We start from the raw sequence: 25,196 nt of genomic DNA on the forward strand, positions 1-25,196 counted from the left end.
GAGCAGAACTCTTATCACTCCCGCAGTAACACTGCCTATCGGGTTTGAACTTTCCCATTGATCGTTTCTAGGCACCGTGAGCCACAACCGGTTGAGGGGTTGAAGTAAACGGCCGGTCAGGATGACGGTGGTGCCGTCACGACAATACGGAAGGGATTGTTCGGATCATATTTTTCCAGGACCTGGTTCGGATCGCTGACAGGCGACCAGGATATGGTGCCGCGTGTGCTTGTCTGGACCGTGATGCTGGCCGTATAATCAGGGGGGACTGGCCGCACGCTGCCCTTGGGGTAATGGGCCTTGTCGTTCACCCAGACATCGACCGCAAGGTTGACAGACGTGCCGGCCGGCGGCGCATAGAAAGCGGTCGGTGGGCCAACCGAACTGTTGGCGGCATAATACGGCTCCTCGATCGCCGTGACCGTAGTCCCGCTGGCGAAGCCGGCACAGGTAACGGACTGCCCGACCACGACCGGCGCGACATCAAAAGCAGCATCCAGCGTCACACTGGCCGTGCTGGCAGTCACGGTGCCGGTGGTCATGGCGGAAAGGCTCAGGGCGGCGGCGGTTCCGCCGCTTGTTGCTGCCGCACTCATGGTCAATGTGCCGGCCTTGGCATCGGCGGCGATAACCGTCGTACCGGTTGGCACCCCGGTTCCTGCAATGGCCTGGCCCGGACGGACCAGCGACAGATCGGCAACGCCGGTGACGGTGGCCATCCCTGTCGCAAGGCTGCCGGTGGTCGTGGCGGAAAAGGTCATCGGCATGGCGGTACCGCCCGCACTCGCTGCTGCACTGCAGGTGATGATGGCGGGCGCCCGCACCACAGCCCGCACCAGCGGGTTAGTCGCACTCAGGACACCTGAACCGCTCTGGCTGGTGAACAGCACGAAGAAGTTGCGTGTTGGCTCGGCCTGCGACGGCATGCAGGACAGCTGCATTACGCCGAGCTTATTTTTTCCATCGGGTATGGTAACCCAGGAAACGACCAGCGGACTTTTGGAATCGCGCAGCGGGCTGAAGCCGGGAACGCCACCGGCACTGGTGTAATCCTGCGCATACAGGATGCCGAAATGGCGCGGGAAGGCCGCATCGAACTGCGCGGCTGACCAACTTCCGTCGGAAAAGTCGAGCCACATCGCCTCCGTGCTCTGCAGGTCGAAATCGTCGGTCGCCTTGCCCGATTTGCCATGCTGCAGCGGATACCAGCCGATGGTCTGCACATAGGCATCGACGCCGGTGAAGCTGTCCTCGGGCGGTGGTCCGGACCAGCCGGGACCGGACTGCGAGGTCGTGAATATCAGCGCAACGGCCGAACCGCTGGTTGTAGCCGCCAGATTCAGTGTCAGGCTGGTGCCGTCGACCGCTTTCACCTGGGCGCCGGCCGGCAGTCCGGCACCGGACACATACTGGCCCGGCACGACGATGGCCGGGTCGGCGATGCCGGTGATGGTGGTCGAGCCTTGCGTTACATCTCCTGTCGTGGTGCTGGTGTTGAAGAATGTCGCGAAGGTCAGCGACACGGCCGTGCCGCTGGCTGTCGCGTTGGCGCTGAGGGTAACTGTCGTTGCCCCGACAGCCGTGACCGTTGCCCCGGCCGGCACGCCAGTGCCGGACACCACCTGGCCGATGGCTACCGACGTGATGGCAGCGACGCTGCTGATCGTGGGGTGTCCTGCGATCAAGGTCCCCGTCGTCGCAAGCGTGGCTATCGTGAAGAACGTCAGCGCGACGGCCGTGCCGCTGGTCGCCGCTGCAGCGCTGAGCGTGACTGTCTGGGCGGTCGCATCGACCGCCAGCACTGTGGTGTTCTCCGGCACACCGGCGCCGGTGACGCCCTGGCCAGTGAAGAGGCCCGTGCAGCTGCTCAGGGCCGTGATGGACGTCGAGTTCGCGGTCAGGGTTCCGGTGACCTGCACCGGCGGATTGGGGCCGGTGCTGGCGGCATCGAAAGCGACGTAATTGGCGAGGTTCATCGTCACGTTGCCGATCGGCATGTCGGCTTCGCTGCTGATCCAGGGAATCTCGCCACCCGGGGCCTGCGGCCCGGATCTGGCGATCGATGGATAGCCGGTCAGGTCGAATTCCGCGACCGGCGTGGCCTTCGAGATGTCACGGCCGCCATTGGGCGCATCGATATACTGTGCCATGCGCGTCGGTGACCAGGCAATGGTATAGGTGTGAAAGCCATCATAGGGCGCGAACACCTCGCTGGTATCGAACAGATAGGCCTCGTTGTTGAGCACCGCCGCGGTAAAGGATCCGTCGAGAGTCGAGCCGGCCATGGGGGTCGAACTCAGGACGCCATCATGGGCGATGGTGCCCCAGCTGCCGAGATCTACGCTGACCGATGTATTGCCAGTCGGAGTGCGCCAGAAGTTCAGGGCCACGGCATTGTCCATGCTGAGGCTGCTCGGGGCAGCTTTTGTCACCAGCGGATACTTCCAGTCAGTCGCCTGGGGCCAGGCCGGTGCCGTCCCCGTGCCGGTCTGGGCGACGAGCAGATCCCACCAGGTCTGGCTGCTGCGCGGCTGCAGGCTGGGCTGAAAGATCGTGACGTTGAGCGCAGTAACCGTGGTACCGCTCAGACCAGCGACGACCTTGCCGAGCGTGCCGGTTGGTAGCAGGCCAGCGGAGTGGACGATCAGCGGTTTCTCGGCCGGCAATGGTGGCGTGAAGGTCACGCTGTAACTGCCTGCGGGTGTGAAATTGAAATTCTGCCCGGCAGCCGCCTGCATCGCACAGTTGCTCAGCGTCACCGTATTGGTCACGGCATCAAGCGCCGTGATCGTCGTATCGGACGGCAGCAGGGCGGGATTGTTCGCTGCAGTGACGATTTCGCCGACCACCAGCTGCGGAACCAGGCCTGCCGACAGGACGATCTGGTCGGTCTGCGCACAGACCGCCTGCCCGACCAGCACGCCGGCGGGCAGCGTGATATCCGTCACCATCGCCGATGCCGCGGTCAGGGTGCCCGTGGCGGTGCCGCCGATGAACAGCAGGGGTTGCTGCGTGTAGGCGGCCGTAGCCGCGTTCGACAGGGTGATCGAGTTGCTGGCCGTATTGATCGCCTGCACCGTGGTGTCGATCGGTACACCCGTCGCATACACGCTCTGGCCCACGGCGATAGCCGACAGGGCCGCAAAGCCGTTGACCGTGGCCGAGCCAGTGATGAGGTTGCCCGATGCAGTGAGCGTGAAGTTCAGGGTGGCGTCGGCGCAGGTGACGGGAGAGGCACTGCTCAGCGTGACCGTGCTGGCACCGGCATCGATCTCCGTCACCATGGTTGCATCTGCAAGGACGGAGGCGATGCTGCCGGGTCCGCCCGCGGACGAAACGCTGACCGCGTATTGCCCCTTCACGCCGAACAGGCCGGTGCCGTCATTTAGCTGGTCGAGCGCGGCCTGCACATCCGAGGCACTCGCATTGAAATCCAGCGAATCCGTCATGTCGCCGCTCACGCCATCCTCGAGGATAAACGTGCCGCCCGTGGGCGCGCCGGCGCTGCCTGCGGTCATCCAGGTGTTATAATAGGCCCACATCTGCCGGGCGATCTCTTCATCGGTACGCGCAACCTGTGTCCAGGCGACGGCGGCATTCTCGATCGTTTCTGAGCGCGGATCGCCGAGATTGAGCATGGCAGCGTAGGTCGTGACCGTCGGCTTGGGCAGATTGCCGTCGAAGGACAGATAGGCAGCCTGCGGCGCCTGCGTATACGGGACGAACTCGAAATCGACCTCGTTCCAATTCCAGTTCTGCGCGGTGTTTGAGGCCTGCGCCGGCGACGGGCAGTTGGAATAGAGCCAGAAGGTCGAGCAGACCGGTCCCTTCGCCGCTCGCATCCGGCAGATGAACAGGCCGTAGCCGAAGCTGCGGTTCGACTGCATCTGCGTCGACAGGAAATCGCCCATGCGGACGTAAGAAAACTGGCTGTCTTTCAGCATTCCCGGCTTCGATGTCATGTCTGTATCCCCTCTGTTGATGGATCGATCCGGCGAGCGGCTGCTACCGGCCCATGAACTGCTTCTCCGCCGCAGCAAGGCGTTTCTCGAGTTGCGCCAGTTTTTCCAGCAGTCCGTTGCCGCCCGGTCCGGCAAGCGGACCGAACAGGACGCGCAGGTCCTGGTCGACCGTCCAGGCCGTGCCGGACAGGCTGAGCGCGGCGATCTGCGCGTAATTGTGCGAGATGCCCTGCTTCGGCTGCGGCAGCGGCACGCCTTTGGCATCCGCCGGCCAGTCGATGCCGCCGGTCGCCGCCCGCGCGGTGAAGGTCCAGAAATCGCCATAGGCCACGGCCGGCTGCGTGGCGGCGGCGGGAAACTGCACGGTGATGCCGTCTTCGAGCGGTAGCCAGCTGCCCGGCACGATCGGGATGGTGCCGTCCACCAGCCCGGCGCCATCCTGCTGGTCCCAGCGCTGCAGCATCGGATGCCGGTCCGGATGGATGGCCGGCGCCTTGCCTGTCGCCGAGCTGAGCGTGACGGTGTTGCGGGCCGCGTCGATGGCCGCCACCTGCCAGAGCGGCACCGCGGTCTGGCCGAACACGATGTCGTCGTCGACGAATTCGACCCAGTCGCCGACGGCCAGCTGTGTGCCAAGCGGCGCGGCCGCCGGGGCAAGCGTGACAGCCCCGTCATTCCAGGCCTGGATCCCGAAGGTCACCGCACCATTGCGCCGCGACCATTTGAACGTGCCGTTCGCGGCATTGGCGGTGCCGCTGCCGTAATGCACCTCGACGCGGTAGAGCCAGTTGCCGAGGCCGGAACTGTTGGTGACCTGCGCCGTCATCACCGGACTGGCCGGCGCCGACCATGGCGGCGGATCGGCTTTCGGCAGCAGTTTGAGCTGCCAGACCTGCTGCAGGCCGACCGCGGTATCCGCACCGCCGAGCGCCACCTCGCCGAGCGCCGGGTCCTGCCAGGCATTGACGATGCGCGGCCAGACATCGAGATAGGCGATGTATGATCCGGCCTTGAGCGGCAGCCGGCTGCCGACCGGCAGGTAGGGCTGTCTGGCCCAGGCCACCGCGGCATCGCAGCTGCACAGGATGCCGGCCACATAATAGCGTCCGGCGCCGATCTGCAGGCCGGCGTTGCTGCCGGGGGTCAGCGCGAAGCCGGCGGCATCCTTCGGACCGGCCGCCGCGCCGACCAGATCGACGAGCTGTTGCTGCAGATGCTGCTGCTGGCCGGATTGCAGGTTGTTCCAGTCGGCATCGAGGGCGACACGGCCTTGCTGCATCAGGATGGTCTGGTATAACCCGCTGGTGGGAAACTGGAAGCGTGAGAAATCGCCGCTCATGTGATCCTTTCCGCGCTGGCTGCTGCAGCGCTATGTGACGAAGACCGGATCGACGGTGCAGCCCAGCGGCACAAAGCGTGGCAGCAGGCGCAGGAGCAGCCGTCGCAGCTGCGGTTCGTTCAGATTGTTGAAGGCCCCCATCGCGCCCCCGTCATTGGCACCGCCGGTGATCTGCGGTGCCGCATCCAGCGTCAGCTGGCCATAGCCGGCCTGCGGCAATGTCAGGCTGGTGAATCGCGGCGTGACCGCGGCAGTCACGGCAGCGCGCACCGACGGCGGCAGCTGGTCGGGACCGGCCAGGCCGAGTTCGGCGGCGGCCTCGGCCAGGGCAAGCTGCGGCTGGGCCCGGTAGGCCGGCGGCAGTACCGATCCCGCGGCGGCATAGCTGTAGCGGAAGATCCCGTTTTCGCTGTCGGCGAGACTGACCGGCGCCAGGAAGATCGAATCCTCCGCCACCGCAAGCTGGCCGGCAGTGACCGCGCCCAGCAGGGTGCAGCGCCGCACGGTCAGCACGGCGCCGCCGGCAGCGCCATCGACACCTGTGATCGCCGCCGGCAGGCCAAACGGATCGACGATGCTGTCGCTGAGCGTCACCGTCGCGGTGGATGGCAGGGCCATGGGTGGCACGATGCTGTCGGTAATCATGATGGCGATGCCGGCCCCGGCTGCAGCGGCAATCGGCGCCGACGTCACCGGCCCGTCCGGCGGCAGCATGGTGCTGTCGCGCAGGATCAGGTGCATCGTGCCGTCCATAGCCAGTGCGCCCTGCAGCAGTAGACCGGACAGTTCGAGGATTCCCGCACCGCTGACCGCCCATGGCGCCGGCAGGACGATGCTCGGACGCTGCTGGTCGGCGGCCTGGATCACCAGGCGACTGCCACCGGTGATGTCCAGTATCGGCGGCAGGCCGGCATAGCTGGCATTGTCCAGGACGGTGATCACCGCCGTTGCCGGATTTGCCTGCTGCCATTGCGCCAGTGCGGTGGCGATATCGGGCACCCGGCCGCCGCTGCCGACCGTGATGCTCCAGTCGGCGGCGGCCGGATCGGCCATGCGCCCGGTCCGGCCATAGGGGCCGCCGCCCATGCCGGCGGAAAAACCATAGCCGTAGTCGGTGGTCACGGCGCCGGTCGCCGCCAGCATGAAGCGGCCGCATTCCGGATCGAGCAGCACGAGACCGTTGGCCGGCAGGCTGTCCGGCCAGGCCCCGAGATCGGCAGCTTCGATCTGCAGCGGGGTGAGCGCGATATTTCCGCTGGTGATCAGCAGGCCGCGATCGGGCCCGTAATACAGGCTGTTGGGTGGCGGATTCGTCGCGCCGCCCCATTGCTGGCGATAGGCGGCCAGGTCCTGCTGCAGGGCGCGGCGGCTGATCTCGACGGGCAGCGACGCGACGCCGGCGGTCTCGTCACCGGGCACCGGCCGCGATGGCGGCGCGAAGAGCGGCAGGTCGCGCCCGAACGGATCGAAACAATAGGCATGGTCGATGCCGGTCGCGGCAGTGGCCGGCACGGCCTGCAGGGGAAAGGCCGTCAGCCGCCAGACATAGACAGCGATATCGGACAGGTTATAGGCACCGGTGTGGCCGCTGGTGGCCATGTCCGGGCGGTGGAAGAGCGGATCGAAGGGCGTATCGATCGCCGCCAGCGTACCCGGTGCAGCGATATCGACATAACCGGCCTGGCCCGGTCGCAGGGCGGTCATCGCCTGCGTCGCCAACAGATGCGGTGGTGCCTCGACGGCACGCGCTGCCCAGCCGGTGGCGGCCCAGCACAGCGCCTGCAGCACGGGCACGACGCCCTTGCGGCGGGCAAAGGCGACGGCATCGGCGACCAGGGCACGACGCTGCGGCTCCAGCGCGGCATCCGGCCCGAGCAGCCAGTCGATGCCGACCAGTTGTCCAATATACGGCACTGCCCAGTCCTGGCAGGTCTCGATAAACCAGTCGTCGTAGAGCTGCTCGATATTCGCGTCGATGGCGTCATACTGCCGCTGCATGACGGCCATCAGCGCCTGCAATGGACTGCCGGCCGTGATATCGAGGCTGCGGTACAGCGCCGGCAGCAGCTGTAACAGGTCGAGGCGGTTGCCGTTATTCATGGCGCGCCGCCGCCGCCAGGGTGATGCCGTCCGGATCGATGCTGAGCAGCTCGGGGGGCGTGATCCGGTCGCCATCGACCTGCAGGGATGCCGCCGGCAGCCAGCTATGCCGCTCCGGCAGGGCCGTGCCGGAATCGAATTCCGTCAGCACGACGCCGGTCACCCCATCCACCGACTGCAGGGCGGCAATCACCATCGAGGCGGCCACGCCCTGACCGAATGTACGCGCGGCAAAGCCGAATCGCGCCAGCACCAGCGACCGCGCCGCGGCCAGGATGGCTTCGGCATCGCGACGCGGATCGAGCGACAGCCTTGCGCCGAGCGTGAACAGGCGCGGCGTGTAGGAAACGAGGCGGCAGGTCAGGCCCGGATCGCTGGCCCCGGCAATGGCATCGCGCAGCCGGTCGTACAGTGCGCTGCCGGGGGGCACGGCGGCGCCGTCCTGACCCGCGACGGCCAGACAAACCTGCCGCCGGTCGCCGGGCAATACCGTGCTGCGGGCCTTAGCGATGCCGGCAAAGGACATGGCGAAGGTCTCGTAATCCATGGCGGTGACAATCCGGTCCAGTGACAGCGTGGTGATCGGCGCGATGCGCCGCAAAGTCGCGAGGCTGTCGGGATCGGTACCGCCGGTAGCCGGCATCGGATTGGTGACGGTGTCGACAAATTGTGGCGGCTGCAGCATCTGCTGCAGCCGGTTGGCCGGCACGTTGCCGCCCGTGCCGATGCCGATGCCGTAACTGGCGACGATGTTGTCGATGCCGCTGGCCGGCCGGGCGCCGTGCCGGCCGTTACCGAAGCGGATGGTGGCGCGGCCGCTGCGGTCGCGCTGCACGGTATAGACCTGCGAGGCAGGCAGGCTGTCGAGCAGGCTGTCGACCTCGCGCCAGGCGATGCCGTCCACGGTGACGGAGAGGGCATCGCGGCTGCCGTGGCTGGTGGCTGCGGGAAAGGCGCTCAGCGGATATTCGGCAAGGGTGAAGGTCTGGTTGGACAAGGTGCCATCGCCACTGCCCAGAATCTCGCCGGCCACCGTCTGCGTCTGCAGCGCCGCAACGACATTGGCATTCAGGCTGACCGTGACGCGCTCGTAGATGCGCTGCATGGCATCGGTGAGAACTAGCCGGGTCGGGCCGCCATCGGCCGGCGTTTCGGCCGCGGCGATCACTAGACGCTCCGCGGCGATGGGCGCGGCCGGATCCGGTTCGAGATCGAAAGCGTCTAGGGCCGCCGTCAGTGTGCCGGTAAAGCCGCGCGCCGTGATCAGGCACCAGACGCGTAGGCCGGCGGAATCGGCCGGCCCAACCGAAACGATGGTCAGCGCCTCGCCGGCTTCGAGGGCGACCCAGCGTCCGCTGGCGGCATCGGTCAGACGCAGGCCGGTCCCGGCCGTCGTAACGATGGCCTGCAGCGGCCGGCCACTCAGGATCGTGACCTGTCCGGCAGAGAACCCGCTTTCCGCGGTCTGCAGGACCAACTGGTCGCCCATCACCGGTTCGGTCAGCGGCGCCGGTGCCAGCGGCAGCGGCTCGCTCTGCGTCAGCACGGTGCTGTCGCGCCGGCTGCCGGCCGGCAGCGGCTGTGGCGGCGCCACATAGAGGCTGGCCGCATTGACCGGCGTGTGGCCATGGCCATCGCTGCTGCCACCGGCCAGCAGGATGCGGCCGGTCGGCAGGCGCAGGCAGACGGCCATCACCTGCGCGGCCAGCATGGCACCGGTCGGTGCGATGGTGCCGGCGAGCGGATCGTATAGGGACGCGGCGGTCAGTGCCATGCTGCCCGCCGCGCCGCCAGACGTGCCGCCGGCGATCAGCACGCGGCCATCGTCCAGCAGGCTGGCCGCGTGGAAGGCGCAGGCCGGACTGAGCTGCGCCGTCGGCCCGAAACCACCCCAGGCCGGATAAAAAATCTCGCAGGTGGCGACCGGCTGGCTGTCGTTGTCGAGGCCGCCGGCGACTAGCACCCGGCCATCGGGCAGCAATGTCGCGCTGTGGCCGCGCCGGGCGAAGCTCATGCTGCCCACGGCCGTGAACTGGCCGGTGGACGGATCGAAGATCTCGGCGCTGGCCAGGGAATCCTGCCCGTTGCTGCCCCCGGCGATCAGCACCAAGCCATTCGGCAGAACGGTAGCGGTCTGCTGCTGGCGCGCCGCCGCCATGCTGCCGGCCGTCGCGGTGAAACTGCCGCCGCCCGGATCGTACAGTTCGGCGGAATTCAGGGTCGGCGTCGGCATCGGATGGTTCGGCACGAAAGCCGTGCCGCCGGCCAGCAGCACCTGCCCGGTCGGCAGCAGGCTGGCGCTGTGGAAATAGCGCATCTGCTGCATCGGCTCGGTGGTCTGGGCAAAGGCGCCGGTGGCTGGATCGTAGATCTCGGCGGAGAGCAAGCCCGGGCCCATCGCATAGATTGCGTCGATGATGGCTTGGATGCCGTCGAGGATCTGCTGCGTGACGGATTCGAGCGTGTTGCCGTTACCGGTGGATGCATCGTTCAGGATCTGCGTGAAATACGCTTCATCATTATTGACGAGATACTGAACAGGATTCATTACCTGCCAGAGATTGCTGTTCCACTGCCAGACCCATGGCGAAGCATCATCATGACCGTGGGGCGGCTGGCCATTGCATGTCATGGTTATGGTGAAGTTGCCCTGATATTGATAGGAGCCGTTGATAGTATAATCGTGGCCACTGAAAGTGACGGTGATGTTGCCGGTAATCGGGCTGTTCTCGCTGTTCGAAACGATTGCCTGCGTCGTGCTGATGCCGGCATTGGCCTGCGCGACGATGTCGTTGGTCAGCGGTGTCAGCTGGCCGACCGTGCTGGCCAGGGCCTGCAGCATGTCGATGATGTTCTGCAGCTCCGGAGCGACGCGCTGCAGCTGGCCGCCGGCGACCAGGATGCTGCCGTTGTCCAGCGTCGTTGCGGTGTGGTAGCAGCGCGCCGTGCCCATCGCACCGGTGGCGGAGAACAGCCCGGTATAGGGATTGTACAGCAGGGCGGCATTGAGCGGCGCGTCGGACACTGGCTGGGCCGGCGGCGGCGTCTGCACCGTCATGCCGAAGCCGCCGCTGTGCAGCGCATAGCCGTTGGGCAGCAGGGCGCCGGCGCCGCCGAAGCTGGCGACCGGCATGGCGCCGGTCGGCACGAAGGTCTCGACGGCGGGATCGTAGGTCTCGGGATCGGTGATCAGGACGGTACCGTCGCTGCCGCCGGCCAGCAGGACCGTGCCGTCGGCCAGCAGGGATGCCGTGCCGTCCAGCCGGGCCTGCGCGGCCGGCACTGCGGCCCGGAAGCCGCCGGTCTGCGGCGCATAGAGTTCCACGGCCGCCAGCGCCGTGCGGCCATCGGCAGTGCCGCCGCAGACCAGGACGTCGCCGCTCTGCAGCAGCAGCGAATCCTGCCGCCAGCGCGGCGTCAGCATCGCACCGCTGGCCGCGAAGCTGCCGCCGGCCGGATCGCCGGCCGGCTGGAACAGTTCGGATGACGGCTGCGCGGCCGGACCGTCCATGCCGCTGGCGCCGCCGATCAGCAGCAGCAGGCCGGTCGAGGGCAGATAGATGCTGCTATGCCCGGTGCGCGCCGCCGTCATCTTCGCCGTGATCGCGCTGCTGCTGCCGCTGGCGGCGACATAGCTTTCGGCTGTGTCGAGCACCATACCGTCGTCATCGCCGCCGGCCAGCAGGACCCGCACATCGCCCTGCCGGATCAGCAGGGTCGCGCTGTGATTCTGCCGCGCCGCAGCCAGCGCGACCGGTGGATCGAACTGTCTGGTCTTGGGCTGGAAGAGTTCGGCGCTGGCCAGGGTCTGCCGGCCGTCGAAGCCGCCGGACACCAGCACCGGACCGCTGGGCAGGGCGGTGGCCCGGTGCCGGCTGCGCGGCGTCGCCATCGGCGGCAGTACCGTGGCCGTGAAAGGATCATCGCCCGCCAGGCGCAGCAGCTCGGCATCCGCCAGCATGCCGCTGTCATTCTCGCCGCCGGCGATCAGCACGCTCTGGTCGGGCAGCAGCACGGCGACATGGTTCCAGCGCGGCACCAGCAGGGCGCCGACAGTCTGGATGGCCCGGGTGGCCGGGTCATAGACCTCGACCACGGCGCTGGCGCCGTCACGGCTGCGGCCGCCGGCCAGCAGCAGCCGGCCATCCGGAAGCAGCGTGGTGGTGAGATCGGACCGCGGCGGCGCCAGCGCATGATGGTAGGAAAGGCTGGCCAGCGCCTCCGACAGGATCTGCGTCGCCTGCCCGGTCAGGGAAAAGGCCGCTTCGGCAGCCGTCCGCACCGTTCTCGCCACCGACAGCGTCAGCGCGGTCGGCTGCATCAGCACGGTATAGCTGCCGGCCAGAACCGCCGGATAGACGGCATCGAGATCGAGCCGGCCGGGATCGACGCCGAAGCCCGGCCATTCGCTGAAATCCTGCGGCGCGTAGCCGGGCGGCACCGCATCCTGCTTGAGATCGTAGGCCAGCGACGACCAGGCCGGCGCGTCATAACCGAAAAGCGGTGCGCTGAGCCGCAGTGCGAAAACCGCAATGCGGCTGGCGGTCGTCAGGCCGTCGAGCGGCTCGTACCACGACACCAGGCTGCGCTCGATTCCTTCCGCGGTGGTCCCGGGGATGACCGCATCGACCTGCCGCAGCCACCAGAGCGGCGCCGCGCTGTTCAGGCTGGCCTCGTCGAACAGCAGGATGTAATCGCCGACATTCAGGCCGGTCTGCAGCCCGGCCAGATAGAGCTGCCGGCTGCCGGGCCCGACCTGCTGCGGCTGAGTGAGCAGCGGGCGCATTGCATTCCAGCGACTGGACAGCTGCGCCGCCTGCTGGGTCTCGAAGGTCCGCGGCAACAGGCCGGCATCGGGGATGCTCTGTATCGCAAGGCCTGGATCAAGGCTGAGGCAGCGGGCGGTCCCGTCCTCTTCGTCGGTAACGGCGAAGGCAAGGTCGGTGGCGGCCGACAGCCCGGGCCGCGGCTGATACCCGACCAGGCCGGCCAGTTCGGCGACCGACAGGCGCTCGCGCGCGGTGCCGATATAGCCCTCGTTGGCAATGCGCTCCTGATAGAAGGTCAGGATGTCGCCGATCCCGGCCCAGGCATGCAGCAGGGCGATGGTCCAGTCTTCGCGCGCACGGGTGGTCAATGCCTGCAGTGGCGTGGCATCGGCATTGGGGCCGCTCCTGATCCGCTCGCGCGGCAGCTGGTCGAGCATCGCCTGGAAGAACGAGGACTGGTCGCCGATGCGATAGGATAGCGACGGTTGTCCCGGCGGATTGGCGGGAAGGGTGTCGGGAAAATCGCTCATGCGTTCCGCGCCACATAGAAACGCACCTGGCCGCCATGCCCGGCGGTGACACTGGCAACCTCCAGCGGTGCGAAAGTCAGCATCTGGCGCTGCCGCAGATCGGCGGGCGGCCGGTCGGCGCGATAGAAGCCGATGCGCGGGTCGTTGCGCGGATCGCTATCGATCCAGGCAACGCCGGGCACGGCGCTGGCCTGTTCGAGGATGTCGCTCAGACGCAGCGGCGCGCCGAGCCGCAGGCTGTCGGGATTGAAGAAGGCCGGGCTGCCATCCGGCAGGTAGCCGGTGCCGAAGCGCCGGTTCAGCTCGGCGCGGATGGCGCTGGCCTCCGCACTGGCCGTGCAATAGACCACGAGACCGAGGACGATGCCGATCTGCCGCGGTTCCGTGATCGCCACCTGGACGCCGCCGCAGCGGAAGCGGTCGATATGGGCCTGCAGTGCCGTCCTGAATGCGGCGTCGAGCGGTGCCGCCCCCGTGCGTTCGACGGCAATCTCCATGACGCGCCAGCTGCCCGACCAGCCCGCCTGCGCGGCGGCCTGCAGTACGCTGGGAAAACTTCCGGCGCGCAGGGCGTAATCGGCCGGCGTGACGCAACGCTGCTGCCGGCGGAAGGCCTGCGGCGCGGTCAGGCGGGCATCGGCCAGCGCCTCGGGTTCCAGTCCGCCTGCTGCCGGCAGCGGGTTACGGACCGCAGTGATCGTCGCCACCGGTATGCCGCCGCCCAGTACGGCATCGATGGCATCGGCACCGACATTGCCGGCGCTGCCGCCACCCTTGCGCAGAACCAGCGTGAACCGGCTGCCGGGCGCCGGCCGGCGGCCATATTGGCCATCGCCGAAGCGCAGGCGGTTCCACCCGGCGGCATCGGGTTCCACGGTAACGGCACGCATGAAGCCGTTGCGGTCGAGCAGGTCGATGCAGGGCTGCCAGGCATTGCCCTGCGCATCGGTCAGGCTCAGCTGCGGCACGGCCAGGCGCGGGTCCTGATCCAGGCAGAGGGCTGCCGGCAACGTCGCGGCGGGTGCCGCAGTGGCATAGACCAGCGGCCCCTGCGGCAGGGCCGGCTGGTAAGTGCTGGCGAAAAGCACAGGATCCGGCAATGCTACCGCCGGCTGCCAGGCGCCTTCGTCGGCCAGCAGGATATTGCCTAGCGCCACGCTGATTCCGTCGATCCGTTGGCCGGCGATGGTCGCTGTCACCGTCAGCGGGAATTGCAGGGCATCGCTCTGGTCCCAGCGGACCTCGACGCCATCCGCCGTGGCCGTCACGCCGGTCAGCCGCACGGCCTGGCGCCGCTCTGGATTGCCCGGCTCGATCCGCGCGCTGGCCGGATTGCGGATTTCCTCGAAGACCAGGATGTCGCCGGGCCGCAGCGTGGCAGAGGCAGCCAGTCGCGCCGCCGTCGCGCCCTGCGGAATCACGTGGCTGCCGGCCCGGGGCGGCGACCATAGGGCGATGCGGTTGCAGCCCGGATCTAGGCTCGCCCCGGCCATGGCGGCGAAAACGCGGCTGCCGGCGGCGAAGGTGATGCCGGCCGGCAGAACCATCGGCGCGTTGACCGCCACATGAATCCAGGCCCTGGCATTGCAGCCTTCATGCAGGCGATAGTCGATCAGGCGAAGATGACGCCGCACCGACCGGCGCAGCCGTGCCGTGCCCAGATAGGCTTCGGTTGCCACCGCATCCTGGAAATAGCTGAGCTGGTCGGCGGCATAGGCCAGCGCCTCGACCAGCATGACCGGAAAATCCGCCGCCCCCTGGCCACCATCGAAGCCGGGCACGGCAATGCTGAGCTGGTCCAGCATGGCCTGGCGTAGGGCCGGATAGTCGCGTGCCAGGTAATCCAGCGCGGCATTGACTGGTAGGGTGGCCGGTGCGGCCGCAACGGCCGCCTCGGCCGCGTCGAACAGTGTGGCGGCCGGCGCGCCGAGCAGGAAGCCGGCATAATTGGCTGCCGGATCTATGACATCGTCGAGGCCGACCAGCGTGAGGATGACCGGCGACGGATCGTCGTTGCCGGCGACGAGGGTCAGCGGCCGCAGATCTTCCAGCGTGACCGTCAGCGGCGCCGCCGGGCTCGGCGGCGTCACCGCACGCACCGCAAGATCACTCGCCGGCGCCCCCTGTACAGTGGTCAGCCGGATATTGCCTGTCGTAACGGGGCCGGGCGCGTCCGGCGGATCGAAGCGCAGGCCCAGCAGCCATTGCCGTCCGTCGCCCTTGCGGACCGTGATGCCGGCGAGCCGCGTCAGCAACGATGCTGTGACCGCCATCGCCGTCAGTCCGCCAGACTGCGCAGGAAAGTATCGGTCTGCCGTTCCTGGCTGACCAGCACGGTATAGACAACCGTCACCGACAGCATGGAATCGGCGCTTGCCACGGCCACCTGTTCGACCTGGATGCGCTCCCCCAGCCATTCCAGCAGGGCGGCCTGGATGGTGAATTCCAGCGCCGTCGCCATTTCGTCGCTGGCCGGGGCGAAGACGAACTGCTGCAGGCCGCTGCCGAAGGTCGGCCGGTTGACCCGTTCGCCCGGCGCCGTGAATAGCACCTGCTCGATCATGTTGCGCAGACTCTGTGCCGGCGTCGCCAGCATGGTGCGCCCGTCCGGACCGATCTGCAGGGGCAGCAGCAACGTATTCATTGCGACTTCACCCGCGGCGGCACCGGCGGGATGATGGCCTTGCCCTGCATGATGCCCTCGGCGCTGAAGCACAGGCCGTTGGAATTCTGCAGCAGCGCGACGCCGCCGGCCTTGCTGCGCATGGTGCCGGTGATCCACTGCACGCGGATGCAGGGCTGCGGCTTCGGCCCGCCGGGCGTCGGAATGGTGAAGGGGCAGCCGGCGATGGGATAGCCGCCCAGCAGCATCAGGATCGGCCGGCCGGTCGCCTTGACCCGCGGATTGCCGCCGGTCGGCATCACCGTGCCGCCATGCGGGCATTTGATCTGGGTGCCGAAGGGAATGAGGGAAACGCCCATCAGGTCACCTCGAAGGCGCCGTTGTTGATGCTGACCTTGACCCGCTGCAGCGCCACCGTGGCACCGCCATGCTTCAGCACCAGGCCATTCGAGGTCATGCCGATGTTGCCGGGCGGCAGGCTGATATCGATGCCGTTCTTGCGCAGCTGCAATTTCACCGAGGCCAGCGAGATCGTCACGCCGTCATCGGCGGCCGATATCCTGATCGGCACTGAGACGGCGGGGGAGCCGACCGTCAGGATGGTGCCTCCCTTGCGCTGGCGGTTGTCCAGCGTCAGGCTGATATATTCGGTGTCCCAGAATTTGGTCGCCGGCGATACGGCCTTGGCCGGCAGCTCGCCCTTGCCCCAGAAACAGCCGCTCCAGATCGGATAATCGATATTGCCGGCCTCGAATTCGACCCAGACATTGGCGCCGACTGGCGGCATCGCATAAAAGCCGACATTCTTGCCGGCATAAGGCACGGAAGGCATCGCCCAGTTCTTCGCATTGCCCATCACCGCCGGACAGCTCACCAGCAGGCGGGCCTGATTCTCGGGATCGACATTCTGTTCGACCTTGCCGCGATATTTCCCGAAAAATGATGTCATGGCCGCACCAGCGGTTTCAGGGCTGCGATGCCGCCGCGGTTGAGGCGGAATTTCTGCCGGAAGCTGCCGCGCGCCAGCTGATGCGTGACTTCGGCCACATAATAATCGCCATCATAGGTCCGGCCGACACCGCGCACGCCGACCAGGCCGGCGGCGCGCAGGATATTGCCATAGGCCAGCGCATCGAGTTCGCCCTCGGCGATCATGGTCCGCTGTGAACTGCTGTCGGTGCGCCCCTGCGCCAGCGCCCGCGCCTGGGCATAGGTCAGCCCCTCCGCACCGTCGAGCAATGCCTGACGGCCGTCGCTGCCCCAGGCCTGCAGGGCCGGCGTGCGGCCGAGCGCCGGCCAGGATGCCTTGGTGACGGCGATGCTGCTGGCCTTGTTGGTCGCCGGGTCCATGATCTGGCCGGCCGTGGCGGCGGCGGCCAGCGCATCGGTGCGGAAACTGATCGAATCGACATTGGTCTCGCCGCTCATGGCGACCGTCAGGGCCGGCTGCGGCAGCCCGATCAGGCGCGGCGGCCCCCAATAAGCAATATTGCTGAGCGGCACGCGGCCGGGCCGCACTTGGAAGACATAGCCGAAGCGCGCCGCCATGGTTAGCAGATAGCCAAGGTCGGTATCATGCTGCATCGGCATGCGCTGGGTCGGCGGCGGCACCACGATCACCGGTGGCGGCATCACCTGCGGCAGGATGCCGTAGCGGCCATAGGACAGAATGATCTTGCTGGCGATGACATTCTCGCTCTGCGCCGGATGGGCTGCGGTCTTCGCCTCGCGGTCCATCGCCACGCTGAGATCCTCGCCGGTCAGGACCAGCCTGGCGCTGCCATCGCCCTGGCTGGGCTGCAGCTCCTGGCGCGTGATCAGTCCGTCGATCAGCACAGTCGGCACGGCGTTGAATGTCACCAGTACGACAACCCGGCTCCAGGGCGCCAGGCTGCGCTCCTTCAGCAGTGGATAGTCGATCAGGTCAAACGGTGAGCCGCGGCTGGCTCCGAAAACGAGCTGGAAGCCGCTGCGGCCCTCCATCGCCTCAGTGATCTCGACGGATTCCAGCAGGTCAACCGTCGCCGGCAGCAGCGGTTTGGGCACCGACGGCCCGGCCAGCACGGTCATGGTGATGCCGCGCGCCGCCGTCATGTCGATTCATCCTGCTGCGGCGTGTCCTGCGCCGGCCAGCCGGTCTCGGCCTGCGGCAGCGGGATCGCCAGCCGACGACCGAGTTCGGCCAGCAATGCCTGCGGTCGCATGGCATTGTTGGCATCGGCGATGCGCCATGCCTGCTCGGTATCACCGAAACTGCGATAGGCGATATTGTCGAGCCGCTCGCCAGCCTGCACCGTCACTTCCCCCACAGTGGGGATATCCGCGCCCTGCGGCAGGAAACGCCGCAGGCGGTAGCGGACAGTGCGGCCATCAGGTTGCGGCAGCCGGCCGATGCTGGCGCTGTCGTCATTCTGGGCATAGCGGCTGTTGGCTTGGAGGATGGTCATGACGGGTCCGGCTATTTGAGTATTGCGGCGCCGGTGGCGGCGATGTTGCTGACGCTGGCCACCATCGCCATCGCCTCCTTGACGATCTGGTAGGACAGGAAGGTGTAATAGCCGGCCTGGCGGCGGGTGAAGTTCTGGTAGGTCAGCACCCGCAGTTGCAGGTCGGCTTCGGCGATCAGCGGATTGAGGTTGTTGTCGTGATACTGCTCGGTGACGCTGTAGCTCTCGACCGTCACCGGCATCACCCGCCGCAAGCCCCAGATGAACAGCGTCAGCGGTGCCTCGGGTGGCTGTACCTCCATCGTGCCCATGGCCGCGAGCACGGCATTCTTGATGACCAGCAGGCTCTTCGGATACATCAGCATCTCGAGCGCGGCGAGCTGCGGATAGACGCTGCCACCGGTAACCGTGCCGGCCACCGGCATCTGTTCTTCGGCATTGATGGTGACCTTGAGTGAGATCTTCTCGGTCGGCGGCCCGGTCAGGCGCTGGGCACCGACCGGCACGGCAGCGGCGCCGCCTGGCGGCGCTGCGGGCGTCAGCGAGCGGGTCAGTTCCGCCGGGTTGTACTGGAAGATCACCACGCTGGCTAAAGGATTGAACGGATCGAGCGCGACGATGGCGCCCTTGGTCAGCCGCGCATTGTTGACCGGCGACGTCATAGCCGCAGGCTCCATTTCCACAGGTCGGTGATGCCTGCGCGTGCGGCCGGTGCGGCGGCGGTGGCACCGGAAGCCACCCCGGAAAGAGCAGCAAGTTGCGGCGTGCCGCCCACCGGGTTGGCATTGATCGTCGTCCATAGCCACGCGGCTGGCGCAGCGATCTGGTTGCTGATCCAGTCCCTGAACTGCAATTCAAGCGGCTTGCCGACGATGGCGGTCTGCGTGATGGCCGGCGATGTCGCCGTCGCAGCCATCATCTGGGTCCTTTGGGCGTTCGGTGCAGCCGTGTTCTGGATGGCCGTGCGGGTCGCGCCGGCGGTGCCGCGCATGCCCGTGAACGGAACCGAGGCGGCGGCATCCTGCGGACCGATATTGGGGATGCCGGTATTATTGCCTGCCGCCGCGATGGAGGCGGCCGTCGCAACACCAAGCTGGGCTTTCGGCAGGGTTCCCATGACGCCGGCAAGACGCGTTCTGCCGGCGGCACCGCCGCCAGGATCGCCACGACCGGCACCGACATGGATTGCGAGCACGGCCGCCCTGGCTTCAGGCCTGGTGAAATTGGTCATGACCGCGTTGATGTTGGTACCGGCATTGGCGACAATCACAATCCGGATTTTAGTCGCCAGCTGCGCATCGGTTTTTCCAGCTATCCCGCCATATCCGAAAAAACTGGCGGGGAATTGGCCCAACAAATAATTTGCGGCATTCTGGATTTGGAGCGTCGGCTGACCTTCGATGGTTGATTCGATCACGGCGTTGTTGGGGAAGGCGCCAGCTGCACCGGTCAAACCATTCGCTGCCGAAAGGCCGGCGTAAAGATTTGCTGTCGAATAATTGCTCAAAGCAGTGACTAGCGGGGCGCGAGTAATGCGCGACAGGATGTCACCGCGGGCATCGGCGGTCATGCCGGCAATGATGCCGCGGCGGGTGGCATGATGAATCTTGCCGAGGCCGCGGCCGGGAATGCCCTCGAGTGGCATGCTCTCGAACACCACCTCGCCATTGACCGGGGTGCTGACCTCGATGGCCTCGTCGGGCCGTACACCAGGCAGGTACCAGGGCCCGCCGGCGGCGGCATTCTGGTATGCCGGTGGCAGCGCGTTGTTCATCAACGCGCCGAATTCCGCCTGGGTGCCGATGGCCCATTGTTCACCGCCGATGCATTCCTGCCGGGCGGCATTGCGATAGGTGCCAAGCTGGGCGGCGCCGGCGCCGGGCGTGTGTTTGGGCTTGATCTCGTAGATTCGATAATGCGCGGTGTCCGCCAGATCGAGGAAGAAGCAGTTGCCGCCACCGGGGTCCTGGACCTGGTATTCCTTCTCGACGGTCGGATTGGCGCGGGTGATATAGCTCTGGATGACGATCTGCTCGGGGCTGCCCGACGAGCGGTTGGTGCCCTTGCATAGCCGCTGGATCGTCGCACGCGATACCGGCGAGATGGCCGGCGCACCGGCACCGATCGCCGGGCCGGCCGCACCCTGTTGCACCGCATGGGTCAGTTCATGCGCCAGCAGCCGCCGGCCACTATCGGAACCGGGCGTGTATTCACCCTGGTTCAGCACCACGTTGTGGCCGTAGGTGAAGGCGCGTGCATTGATGCTGTCGGCCGCAGCGGCGGCTTGGCCATCGGTATGCAGGCGAATGCCGCTGAGATCGCGGCCGAGCCGCGGCTCGAAGAAGCCGCGCTCGTCGCCCGACAGCGGCCGGCCGCCGCCGCTGGGTAGCCCGACCGCGGACAGGGACACGGCCGCGTCCCCGCCGGGCCGGCGGGATTTCATCTGGCCGAACAGCCGTTTTCGGTCCTCGTCGGAAAGAAACGGGAAGCTCTGACTGGCCCAACTCTGGCCGGTTGTACCGAAACCGAAGCCGAAGCCGCTGTTGCCTGTACTGCCGAAGCCGAACGCGGGGCTGCCGGATACCGGCGGACTCTGGAACTGGAAACTGGTGCTGGCCGTGGCGGCAGCTACCGCCGTCGCTCTGCGGCGACCGCTGGTAGCGCTGCTGCGGTTTCTGCCGGCTGTCGGCCGTTTTTTACTGCGCTTGAAAGCGGTCGGCGTGATGCCAAACTCTTCCAGCGTGATGGCCCGGGCCTGCTCATCCCATGGCGATACAGGCGGGGCTTGCGTGGTCGAAGGGGCAGGTGGAGTCGGCACCACCTCGCCCCGATTGCGCTTGGCTGATCGGAGCCGCCGTGGCCTGTCTTCATCGTCCTCATAGCTGACCAAGGGCTGGTCATCATCGTCTTCCAGCGGTGCTAAAGCCGCTGCCGACGGCGTCGAGGATCGGGGCCGCCGGATCGCAGGCGTCTGTTGCTGTCGCGATTCAAAGCTTGGCATTCCACTGGAAGTCTGGGCCGAGGACTGAGCGGTTGGGAGTTGGAATGCGGCCGCATAGGGCGATTGCGCCTGCTGTTGGGCTAATGCCTGCTGCTGCGCTGCTTCCTGTTCGACCTCGGCATCACCGTCGCCGACCCAAGGATCGCATGCTCCCTCATAGCATTCACGCTGCACCAGCACGTCGCCGCCGCCGGCATCCTGCCGGGTACTGTCCTGTTTCTGCTTCTGCTCGGCCTCGCACTGCTTGCAGGCGCGCTGCACCAGCCCCATGCTGCCGGCTGGTGCCCAGGGCATGCCGGACTGCAGGCTCGGCGATGCTGCACCGGGCTGCGGCATGCGCATGATCTGGTCGGCCACCGCATCGGCCTCGCGTTCATGATGGTCGCCCGGCTTACTGATGCTCAGTTTGGCCTGCAGGCGCGGGGCTGGCCGGGGTGCCGCCTGCACTGCCGCGGGTGCCGGGCGGATCGGCGGGGCGAAGGCGGCGCCGCTCATTTCGTCACCAGCTTGTGCAGGGCGGCGGCGGCGGCCCGCGGCTGCGCCGCCACCTGCAGGTCGGCCTGGTGGCGCGGCACAGCGAGAGTGGCGTCGGGCTGCACCGGCGCAGCGGCCAGTTGCGCTGTGAGTGCCCGCTCCATAGCGCGGATAAAGGCTCGTGCCTCAGCCGGCGTCTTACCCACCAGGCTGAGGCGATGGATCCGCAGCTCGATCTCGCGCGTCATCCCCAGTCCCCGATCTCGGCCGCGGTGGGACGTTTATCGTTCTTGGCATATTCCGAAATAGCCGCACTGCGCACATGCGCCATCGAAACCGGCTGGCCGGCATCGGCGGCAAGAAAGGCGGCGTTCAGCGCGATATTGGCGATGCTGCCGCCGGCCAGGTTGAGCCGGGCGAGACGCATATGGTCAAGCGCGCCAAGCGGCACGGCGCGCGGGAAAGCGCGCTGCCACAGCTTCACGCGGGCGGCCTGGTCTGGGAAACTGAAATCGAGGATGAAGCGCAACCGGCGCAGAAAGGCAGGATCGAGCGATGACCGCAGATTGGTGGTCAGCACGGCGACGCCGCGATAGGCCTCGACCCGCTGCAGCAGGTAGCCGACCTCGATATTGGCATGACGGTCGTGGCTGTCGCGCACCTCGCTGCGCTTGCCGAACAGGGCATCGGCCTCGTCGAACAGCAGCACGGCGCCGCTGGCTTCGGCGGCATCGAAGACGTGGCGCAGGTTCTTCTCGGTCTCGCCGATATACTTGCTGACCACCGCGCTCAGGTCGATGCGGCACAGGTCGAGCCGCAGCGCCGTGGCAATCGCCTCGGCCGCCATGCTCTTGCCGGTGCCGCTCGGCCCGGCGAACAGCACGCTCAACCCCAGGCCGCTGCGGTTGCGGGCGGCGAAACCCCAGTCGTCCAGCACGCGCGTGCGCTGGCGCTGCGCCGCCACGATCTGCGCCAGGATGGCGGCGATCTCGCCGGGCACCACCAGGTCGTCCATCAGGGCACGTGGCTCGATCACCTCGGCCAGGTCGTTCAGCGGCCGGCGCGCCTGGGCCCGGGCCAGCGACCACAGCGCATCGACATCGAGCCGGCCTTCCGCATCCAGCGCCGCCTGGCTGCAGGCCCGCATCGCCGGCGCATCCAGCTCGAACTGGTCCGCCACCACATCCGCGGCATCCGCCATATCTGCGCCCAGCCCCATCTTGGCCAGCGCCGCCTGCCATTGCGCGCGGCGCTCGGGCGCCGTCGACAGCGGCACGGTGAAATGCGCGGCGATGCGGCTGCGCGGGCGCAGATGGGCCCCGCCGGCCAGCACCAGCGGCGTGGTGATGCGTTCGGCCAGGCTGAGCACCGCCTGGGCCAGCGGATCGGCGGCATCACGGTCGCCGGCATCCAGCAGCAGCGCCGCCGGCAGCAGCGCCACCTCGCGCTCCCACAGCCGGGCGACGAGATCGAGATCGGGCTGGCTGGCCAGGCTGTCCGCCGGCATCGCATAGAGCGGCAGGCCAAGCCCGGCGGCGGCGGCGGCGGCGATGCCGCGCACGGCCGCCACCGGCCCGTCCAGGCATGGCAGCGGCGCAGCCAGACGGCCGGCCATCAATGCTGCCACTTGGCGGGCCAGCGGCCGGTGCGCCGGCGGCACATCCTCGAGCGGCGGCTCGGGAATCCGCTCGCTCATCGCCGCCAGCCGGGCATCGCGGTCGCCGCCGCCCAGCAGGAAATGCACGATACGCTCGTTCAGGCGGATGTGGCCGCCCTGCAGCGAGGCTTCGCCATCGGTGTCGAGCAGCAGCCAGTGGCGCAGCGGCCGGCCCGGCGCCGCCGCATTCCAGTGGCCGCCCGGCAGGGCGGCCACGGCAAGGCCGAAAGTGGGGAAGGGACGGGACGCATCGTTGACGGCGGTGGCGCAGAGCTGGGCCATGCCGGCATCGATCTCCATGCCGATGCACAGCACCACCACCGCCTGCTCGAAAGCGGATAGGTCGAAACGTTCAGCCAGTATGTCCAGCGTGTAGGGACCGCCTTCAGGCACGGGCGGCACCGGGGCATCCATTACCCGGCCGGCATGGCGGGCCAGCGCCCGGCGCACGCCGTCAATGGCATGCGCCAGCGCCGCCCGGTTGCCGGCATTCCAGGCGGCGAGGTCGATATCCATGTCGTTGACGCTCATGCCAGCACCAGCAGCGGCCCGGCATAGCGCCGGAAATCCGGGCTGGCCGGATCGGTATCGACATCCAGCGCGGTCTCGGCCCCGTCGACGCGCAAGCGGACCAGATAGCTGCCGGGGGCAAGGCCGCTCACCCGGAAGACAATATCGTTGCCATCCGCCACGCGGCTGCCGGCGACATAGACCGGACCCGGCGTGCCGCCGGGCACGGTGGCGTTGAGCAGCAGTTCGACTACCTGGTAGGCGCCGATGCATGGCTGCAGCCGCGCCGTGACCAGCCAGGCGGGTTGTCCGCCCGCCATGGCAGCCGGGTCCGGCGGCAACGCAACGGCCGAGACCGTTTCCAGTATCGGCAGCAAGGTGAAAGAGGCGCTGTTCGAGGCCGCCGTGGTGATGTGCTGGCCACCGGCATCGCTCTGTTGGTGCAGGATTCTGACCGTGTTGGGCCCCGCGCGCAGCGCGGGTTGCTGTGCCGGATCGAGCCGCAGCCGGATTTCGCCGGGCTGCATCGACAGCGGCACGACGCTCTCGGCGCCGACCCGCACCTCCATCATCGGCGCGAGAAGATTCTCGCCCCGGATCACCAGGATGCTGCCGACCGCAGGCCAGCCGGCCTTCCTGTCCTCCGACGACAGACGGTCGATACGCGGCGCCCGCAGGCTGCCGGTGCGCAGGTCCATGCTGCGCACCGGCAGCGGCATGGTGGGAATCTCGGGCCAGTCCAGCAGCACCGGGCCGGCCTGGTACAGGGCCGAGAGCTGGTAATCGACCTGCGGGAACATCAGCCACAGCCGCGACAGCTCGTCCACACTGGGCAGGGCCGGTGTGATGCGCACGACATCCGGCTGGTCGGCCAGATCGGATTCGGCCAGATAGGGAATTCGCTCGGCGGTCTGGCGCACCAGGCTGCGCGACAGGACCGGGTCGGCATGCAGGTAGGCCGTCACCGAACCGTACAAGCGCTGCGGCTCCAGCTTGCCGTTGTCGCCGTGAAAGGTCAGCAGGTAGCACAGATACAGGGCGGCACGCGGCCGCTGCATCGCCTGGCCGTCGGCCCGACGGGTCGGCAGGTCGTCATTGGCCAGGGCGGCATTGACGACGCTCTGGTAGAGGAAAACGTTCACCCCGGGATGGACGGCATCGAGTTGTTCGCTGCTCGGCGACAGGTGGGTGACCTGCGCGCCGGGCACACCACCCAGCCCCTCGCTGTAGACGGCCCCCTGCAGGGCCTCGCACAAGGCAGCGGTTGCATTGGCGACGGCCAGGAAATTGCTCATGGTCGCACCCGCAGGCGCAGGTAATCGGACAGCGACATGTATGTCGGCCGGGCGACCGGCGCAGCGGCGGGCAGCGGCGTCAGCTCAAGGCGGCCGATCTCGATCCGCACCGGCGGCGGCGGTGGCGGTACGGTCGAAGCCGGGTTGAACAGCCGCTCTTCCGGCTGCGGCCGGAAAGTCGGCGCTGCGGTCTCCGGCACCAGGGTCGGCGGCCGCCGCTCCGTCCTGTCGGTCTCGCCCGGCGCCGCGGCACCGAAGGCCCGTGCCTGCGGCGAATCCTGCCCGCTGTGCTGACGGCCGGCACTGGCACTGGCGTCGGCACTGGAACTGGCACTGCCGCTGATGCGGCCGGCGGCAGGGGCCGGTGAGCGGCGCAGCCGTTCCGGTTTCTGCTCTGCGGTTGCCGGTCGCAGCGGCATGGCAGGTGGATGGTCGCTCCAGGCCGAACCGTCCTGTGCGGCGGCTGTCGCCGGTGAACCGGCGGATGGC

At 67.7% G+C, this 25,196-nt stretch carries 16 protein-coding genes; all 16 read right to left on the bottom strand.

Going from position 1 to position 25,196, the window contains the following annotated elements; translation table 11 throughout:
* Window positions 1–116: 116 nt before the first annotated feature.
* Genes ACFOOQ_RS17790 through ACFOOQ_RS17865 form a run of 16 tightly spaced genes read right to left on the bottom strand, consistent with a single transcriptional unit; the run spans window position 117 to window position 25,126 of the window.
* Complete coding sequence (locus ACFOOQ_RS17790; protein ID WP_379728950.1) at window positions 117–3,962, bottom strand: hypothetical protein; 3,846 nt, start codon at window positions 3,960–3,962, stop codon at window positions 117–119.
* Between the two features lie 43 nt (window positions 3,963–4,005).
* Window positions 4,006–5,301 (bottom strand): DUF6519 domain-containing protein, encoded by a 1,296-nt coding sequence (locus tag ACFOOQ_RS17795; RefSeq protein WP_379728951.1) that lies wholly within the window; start codon window positions 5,299–5,301, stop codon window positions 4,006–4,008.
* A 30-nt stretch (window positions 5,302–5,331) separates the two neighbouring features.
* The gene (locus tag ACFOOQ_RS17800; protein WP_379728952.1) at window positions 5,332–7,401 is read right to left on the bottom strand and encodes a hypothetical protein; all 2,070 of its coding nucleotides are present in this window, start codon (window positions 7,399–7,401) and stop codon (window positions 5,332–5,334) included.
* The gene (locus tag ACFOOQ_RS17805; RefSeq protein ID WP_379728953.1) at window positions 7,394–12,700 is read right to left on the bottom strand and encodes a putative baseplate assembly protein; all 5,307 of its coding nucleotides are present in this window, start codon (window positions 12,698–12,700) and stop codon (window positions 7,394–7,396) included. Before ACFOOQ_RS17805 ends, ACFOOQ_RS17800 begins: the two co-directional genes overlap by 8 nt.
* On the bottom strand, window positions 12,697–14,973 hold the full coding sequence (locus ACFOOQ_RS17810; RefSeq protein WP_379728954.1) for a hypothetical protein: 2,277 nt from the start codon (window positions 14,971–14,973) through the stop codon (window positions 12,697–12,699). Before ACFOOQ_RS17810 ends, ACFOOQ_RS17805 begins: the two co-directional genes overlap by 4 nt.
* A gap of 5 nt (window positions 14,974–14,978) precedes the next feature.
* Entirely contained in the window at window positions 14,979–15,344 is a 366-nt protein-coding gene (locus tag ACFOOQ_RS17815) for a GPW/gp25 family protein (RefSeq protein WP_379728955.1), read from the bottom strand.
* Window positions 15,341–15,682 carry a hypothetical protein gene (locus ACFOOQ_RS17820; protein ID WP_379728956.1) on the bottom strand — a complete coding sequence of 114 codons (342 nt, stop codon included), beginning with the start codon at window positions 15,680–15,682 and terminating at the stop codon, window positions 15,341–15,343. Before ACFOOQ_RS17820 ends, ACFOOQ_RS17815 begins: the two co-directional genes overlap by 4 nt.
* Window positions 15,682–16,272 carry a phage baseplate assembly protein V gene (locus ACFOOQ_RS17825; protein WP_379728957.1) on the bottom strand — a complete coding sequence of 197 codons (591 nt, stop codon included), beginning with the start codon at window positions 16,270–16,272 and terminating at the stop codon, window positions 15,682–15,684. The genes ACFOOQ_RS17820 and ACFOOQ_RS17825 overlap by 1 nt, the downstream gene beginning before the upstream one ends.
* The gene (locus ACFOOQ_RS17830; RefSeq protein ID WP_379728959.1) at window positions 16,269–17,417 is read right to left on the bottom strand and encodes a hypothetical protein; all 1,149 of its coding nucleotides are present in this window, start codon (window positions 17,415–17,417) and stop codon (window positions 16,269–16,271) included. Before ACFOOQ_RS17830 ends, ACFOOQ_RS17825 begins: the two co-directional genes overlap by 4 nt.
* On the bottom strand, window positions 17,414–17,770 hold the full coding sequence (locus ACFOOQ_RS17835) for a LysM domain-containing protein (RefSeq protein ID WP_379728960.1): 357 nt from the start codon (window positions 17,768–17,770) through the stop codon (window positions 17,414–17,416). The genes ACFOOQ_RS17830 and ACFOOQ_RS17835 overlap by 4 nt, the downstream gene beginning before the upstream one ends.
* Before the next feature lie 11 nt (window positions 17,771–17,781).
* Window positions 17,782–18,432, bottom strand: coding sequence for a hypothetical protein (locus ACFOOQ_RS17840; RefSeq protein WP_379728961.1), 651 nt, complete (start codon window positions 18,430–18,432; stop codon window positions 17,782–17,784).
* Window positions 18,429–21,266, bottom strand: coding sequence for an eCIS core domain-containing protein (locus ACFOOQ_RS17845; RefSeq protein ID WP_379728962.1), 2,838 nt, complete (start codon window positions 21,264–21,266; stop codon window positions 18,429–18,431). Before ACFOOQ_RS17845 ends, ACFOOQ_RS17840 begins: the two co-directional genes overlap by 4 nt.
* On the bottom strand, window positions 21,263–21,493 hold the full coding sequence (locus ACFOOQ_RS17850; RefSeq protein WP_379728963.1) for a hypothetical protein: 231 nt from the start codon (window positions 21,491–21,493) through the stop codon (window positions 21,263–21,265). The genes ACFOOQ_RS17845 and ACFOOQ_RS17850 overlap by 4 nt, the downstream gene beginning before the upstream one ends.
* Window positions 21,490–23,433: an ATP-binding protein gene (locus tag ACFOOQ_RS17855; RefSeq protein WP_379728964.1), complete on the bottom strand. Its 1,944-nt coding sequence runs from the start codon at window positions 23,431–23,433 to the stop codon at window positions 21,490–21,492. Before ACFOOQ_RS17855 ends, ACFOOQ_RS17850 begins: the two co-directional genes overlap by 4 nt.
* Entirely contained in the window at window positions 23,430–24,707 is a 1,278-nt protein-coding gene (locus tag ACFOOQ_RS17860) for a DUF4255 domain-containing protein (protein WP_379728965.1), read from the bottom strand. The genes ACFOOQ_RS17855 and ACFOOQ_RS17860 overlap by 4 nt, the downstream gene beginning before the upstream one ends.
* A complete protein-coding gene (locus ACFOOQ_RS17865) occupies window positions 24,704–25,126 on the bottom strand; it encodes a hypothetical protein (RefSeq protein ID WP_379728966.1) in 423 nt (140 codons plus the stop codon). Before ACFOOQ_RS17865 ends, ACFOOQ_RS17860 begins: the two co-directional genes overlap by 4 nt.
* Window positions 25,127–25,196: the final 70 nt, after the last annotated feature.

Source organism: Ferrovibrio xuzhouensis (assembly GCF_042648965.1).
In the GTDB taxonomy this organism is placed as follows: domain Bacteria; phylum Pseudomonadota; class Alphaproteobacteria; order Ferrovibrionales; family Ferrovibrionaceae; genus Ferrovibrio; species Ferrovibrio xuzhouensis.

Bases quoted from the DNA above. Each gene is read 5' to 3' on its own strand.
- ACFOOQ_RS17790 (WP_379728950.1), bottom strand. From the start codon at position 3,962: ATGACATCGAAGCCGGGAATGCTGAAAGACAGCCAGTTTTCTTACGTC.
- ACFOOQ_RS17795 (WP_379728951.1), bottom strand. From the start codon at position 5,301: ATGAGCGGCGATTTCTCACGCTTCCAGTTTCCCACCAGCGGGTTATAC.
- ACFOOQ_RS17800 (WP_379728952.1), bottom strand. From the start codon at position 7,401: ATGAATAACGGCAACCGCCTCGACCTGTTACAGCTGCTGCCGGCGCTG.
- ACFOOQ_RS17805 (WP_379728953.1), bottom strand. From the start codon at position 12,700: ATGAGCGATTTTCCCGACACCCTTCCCGCCAATCCGCCGGGACAACCG.
- ACFOOQ_RS17810 (WP_379728954.1), bottom strand. From the start codon at position 14,973: ATGGCGGTCACAGCATCGTTGCTGACGCGGCTCGCCGGCATCACGGTC.
- ACFOOQ_RS17815 (WP_379728955.1), bottom strand. From the start codon at position 15,344: ATGAATACGTTGCTGCTGCCCCTGCAGATCGGTCCGGACGGGCGCACC.
- ACFOOQ_RS17820 (WP_379728956.1), bottom strand. From the start codon at position 15,682: ATGGGCGTTTCCCTCATTCCCTTCGGCACCCAGATCAAATGCCCGCAT.
- ACFOOQ_RS17825 (WP_379728957.1), bottom strand. From the start codon at position 16,272: ATGACATCATTTTTCGGGAAATATCGCGGCAAGGTCGAACAGAATGTC.
- ACFOOQ_RS17830 (WP_379728959.1), bottom strand. From the start codon at position 17,417: ATGACGGCGGCGCGCGGCATCACCATGACCGTGCTGGCCGGGCCGTCG.
- ACFOOQ_RS17835 (WP_379728960.1), bottom strand. From the start codon at position 17,770: ATGACCATCCTCCAAGCCAACAGCCGCTATGCCCAGAATGACGACAGC.
- ACFOOQ_RS17840 (WP_379728961.1), bottom strand. From the start codon at position 18,432: ATGACGTCGCCGGTCAACAATGCGCGGCTGACCAAGGGCGCCATCGTC.
- ACFOOQ_RS17845 (WP_379728962.1), bottom strand. From the start codon at position 21,266: ATGAGCGGCGCCGCCTTCGCCCCGCCGATCCGCCCGGCACCCGCGGCA.
- ACFOOQ_RS17850 (WP_379728963.1), bottom strand. From the start codon at position 21,493: ATGACGCGCGAGATCGAGCTGCGGATCCATCGCCTCAGCCTGGTGGGT.
- ACFOOQ_RS17855 (WP_379728964.1), bottom strand. From the start codon at position 23,433: ATGAGCGTCAACGACATGGATATCGACCTCGCCGCCTGGAATGCCGGC.
- ACFOOQ_RS17860 (WP_379728965.1), bottom strand. From the start codon at position 24,707: ATGAGCAATTTCCTGGCCGTCGCCAATGCAACCGCTGCCTTGTGCGAG.
- ACFOOQ_RS17865 (WP_379728966.1), bottom strand. From the start codon at position 25,126: ATGCCGCTGCGACCGGCAACCGCAGAGCAGAAACCGGAACGGCTGCGC.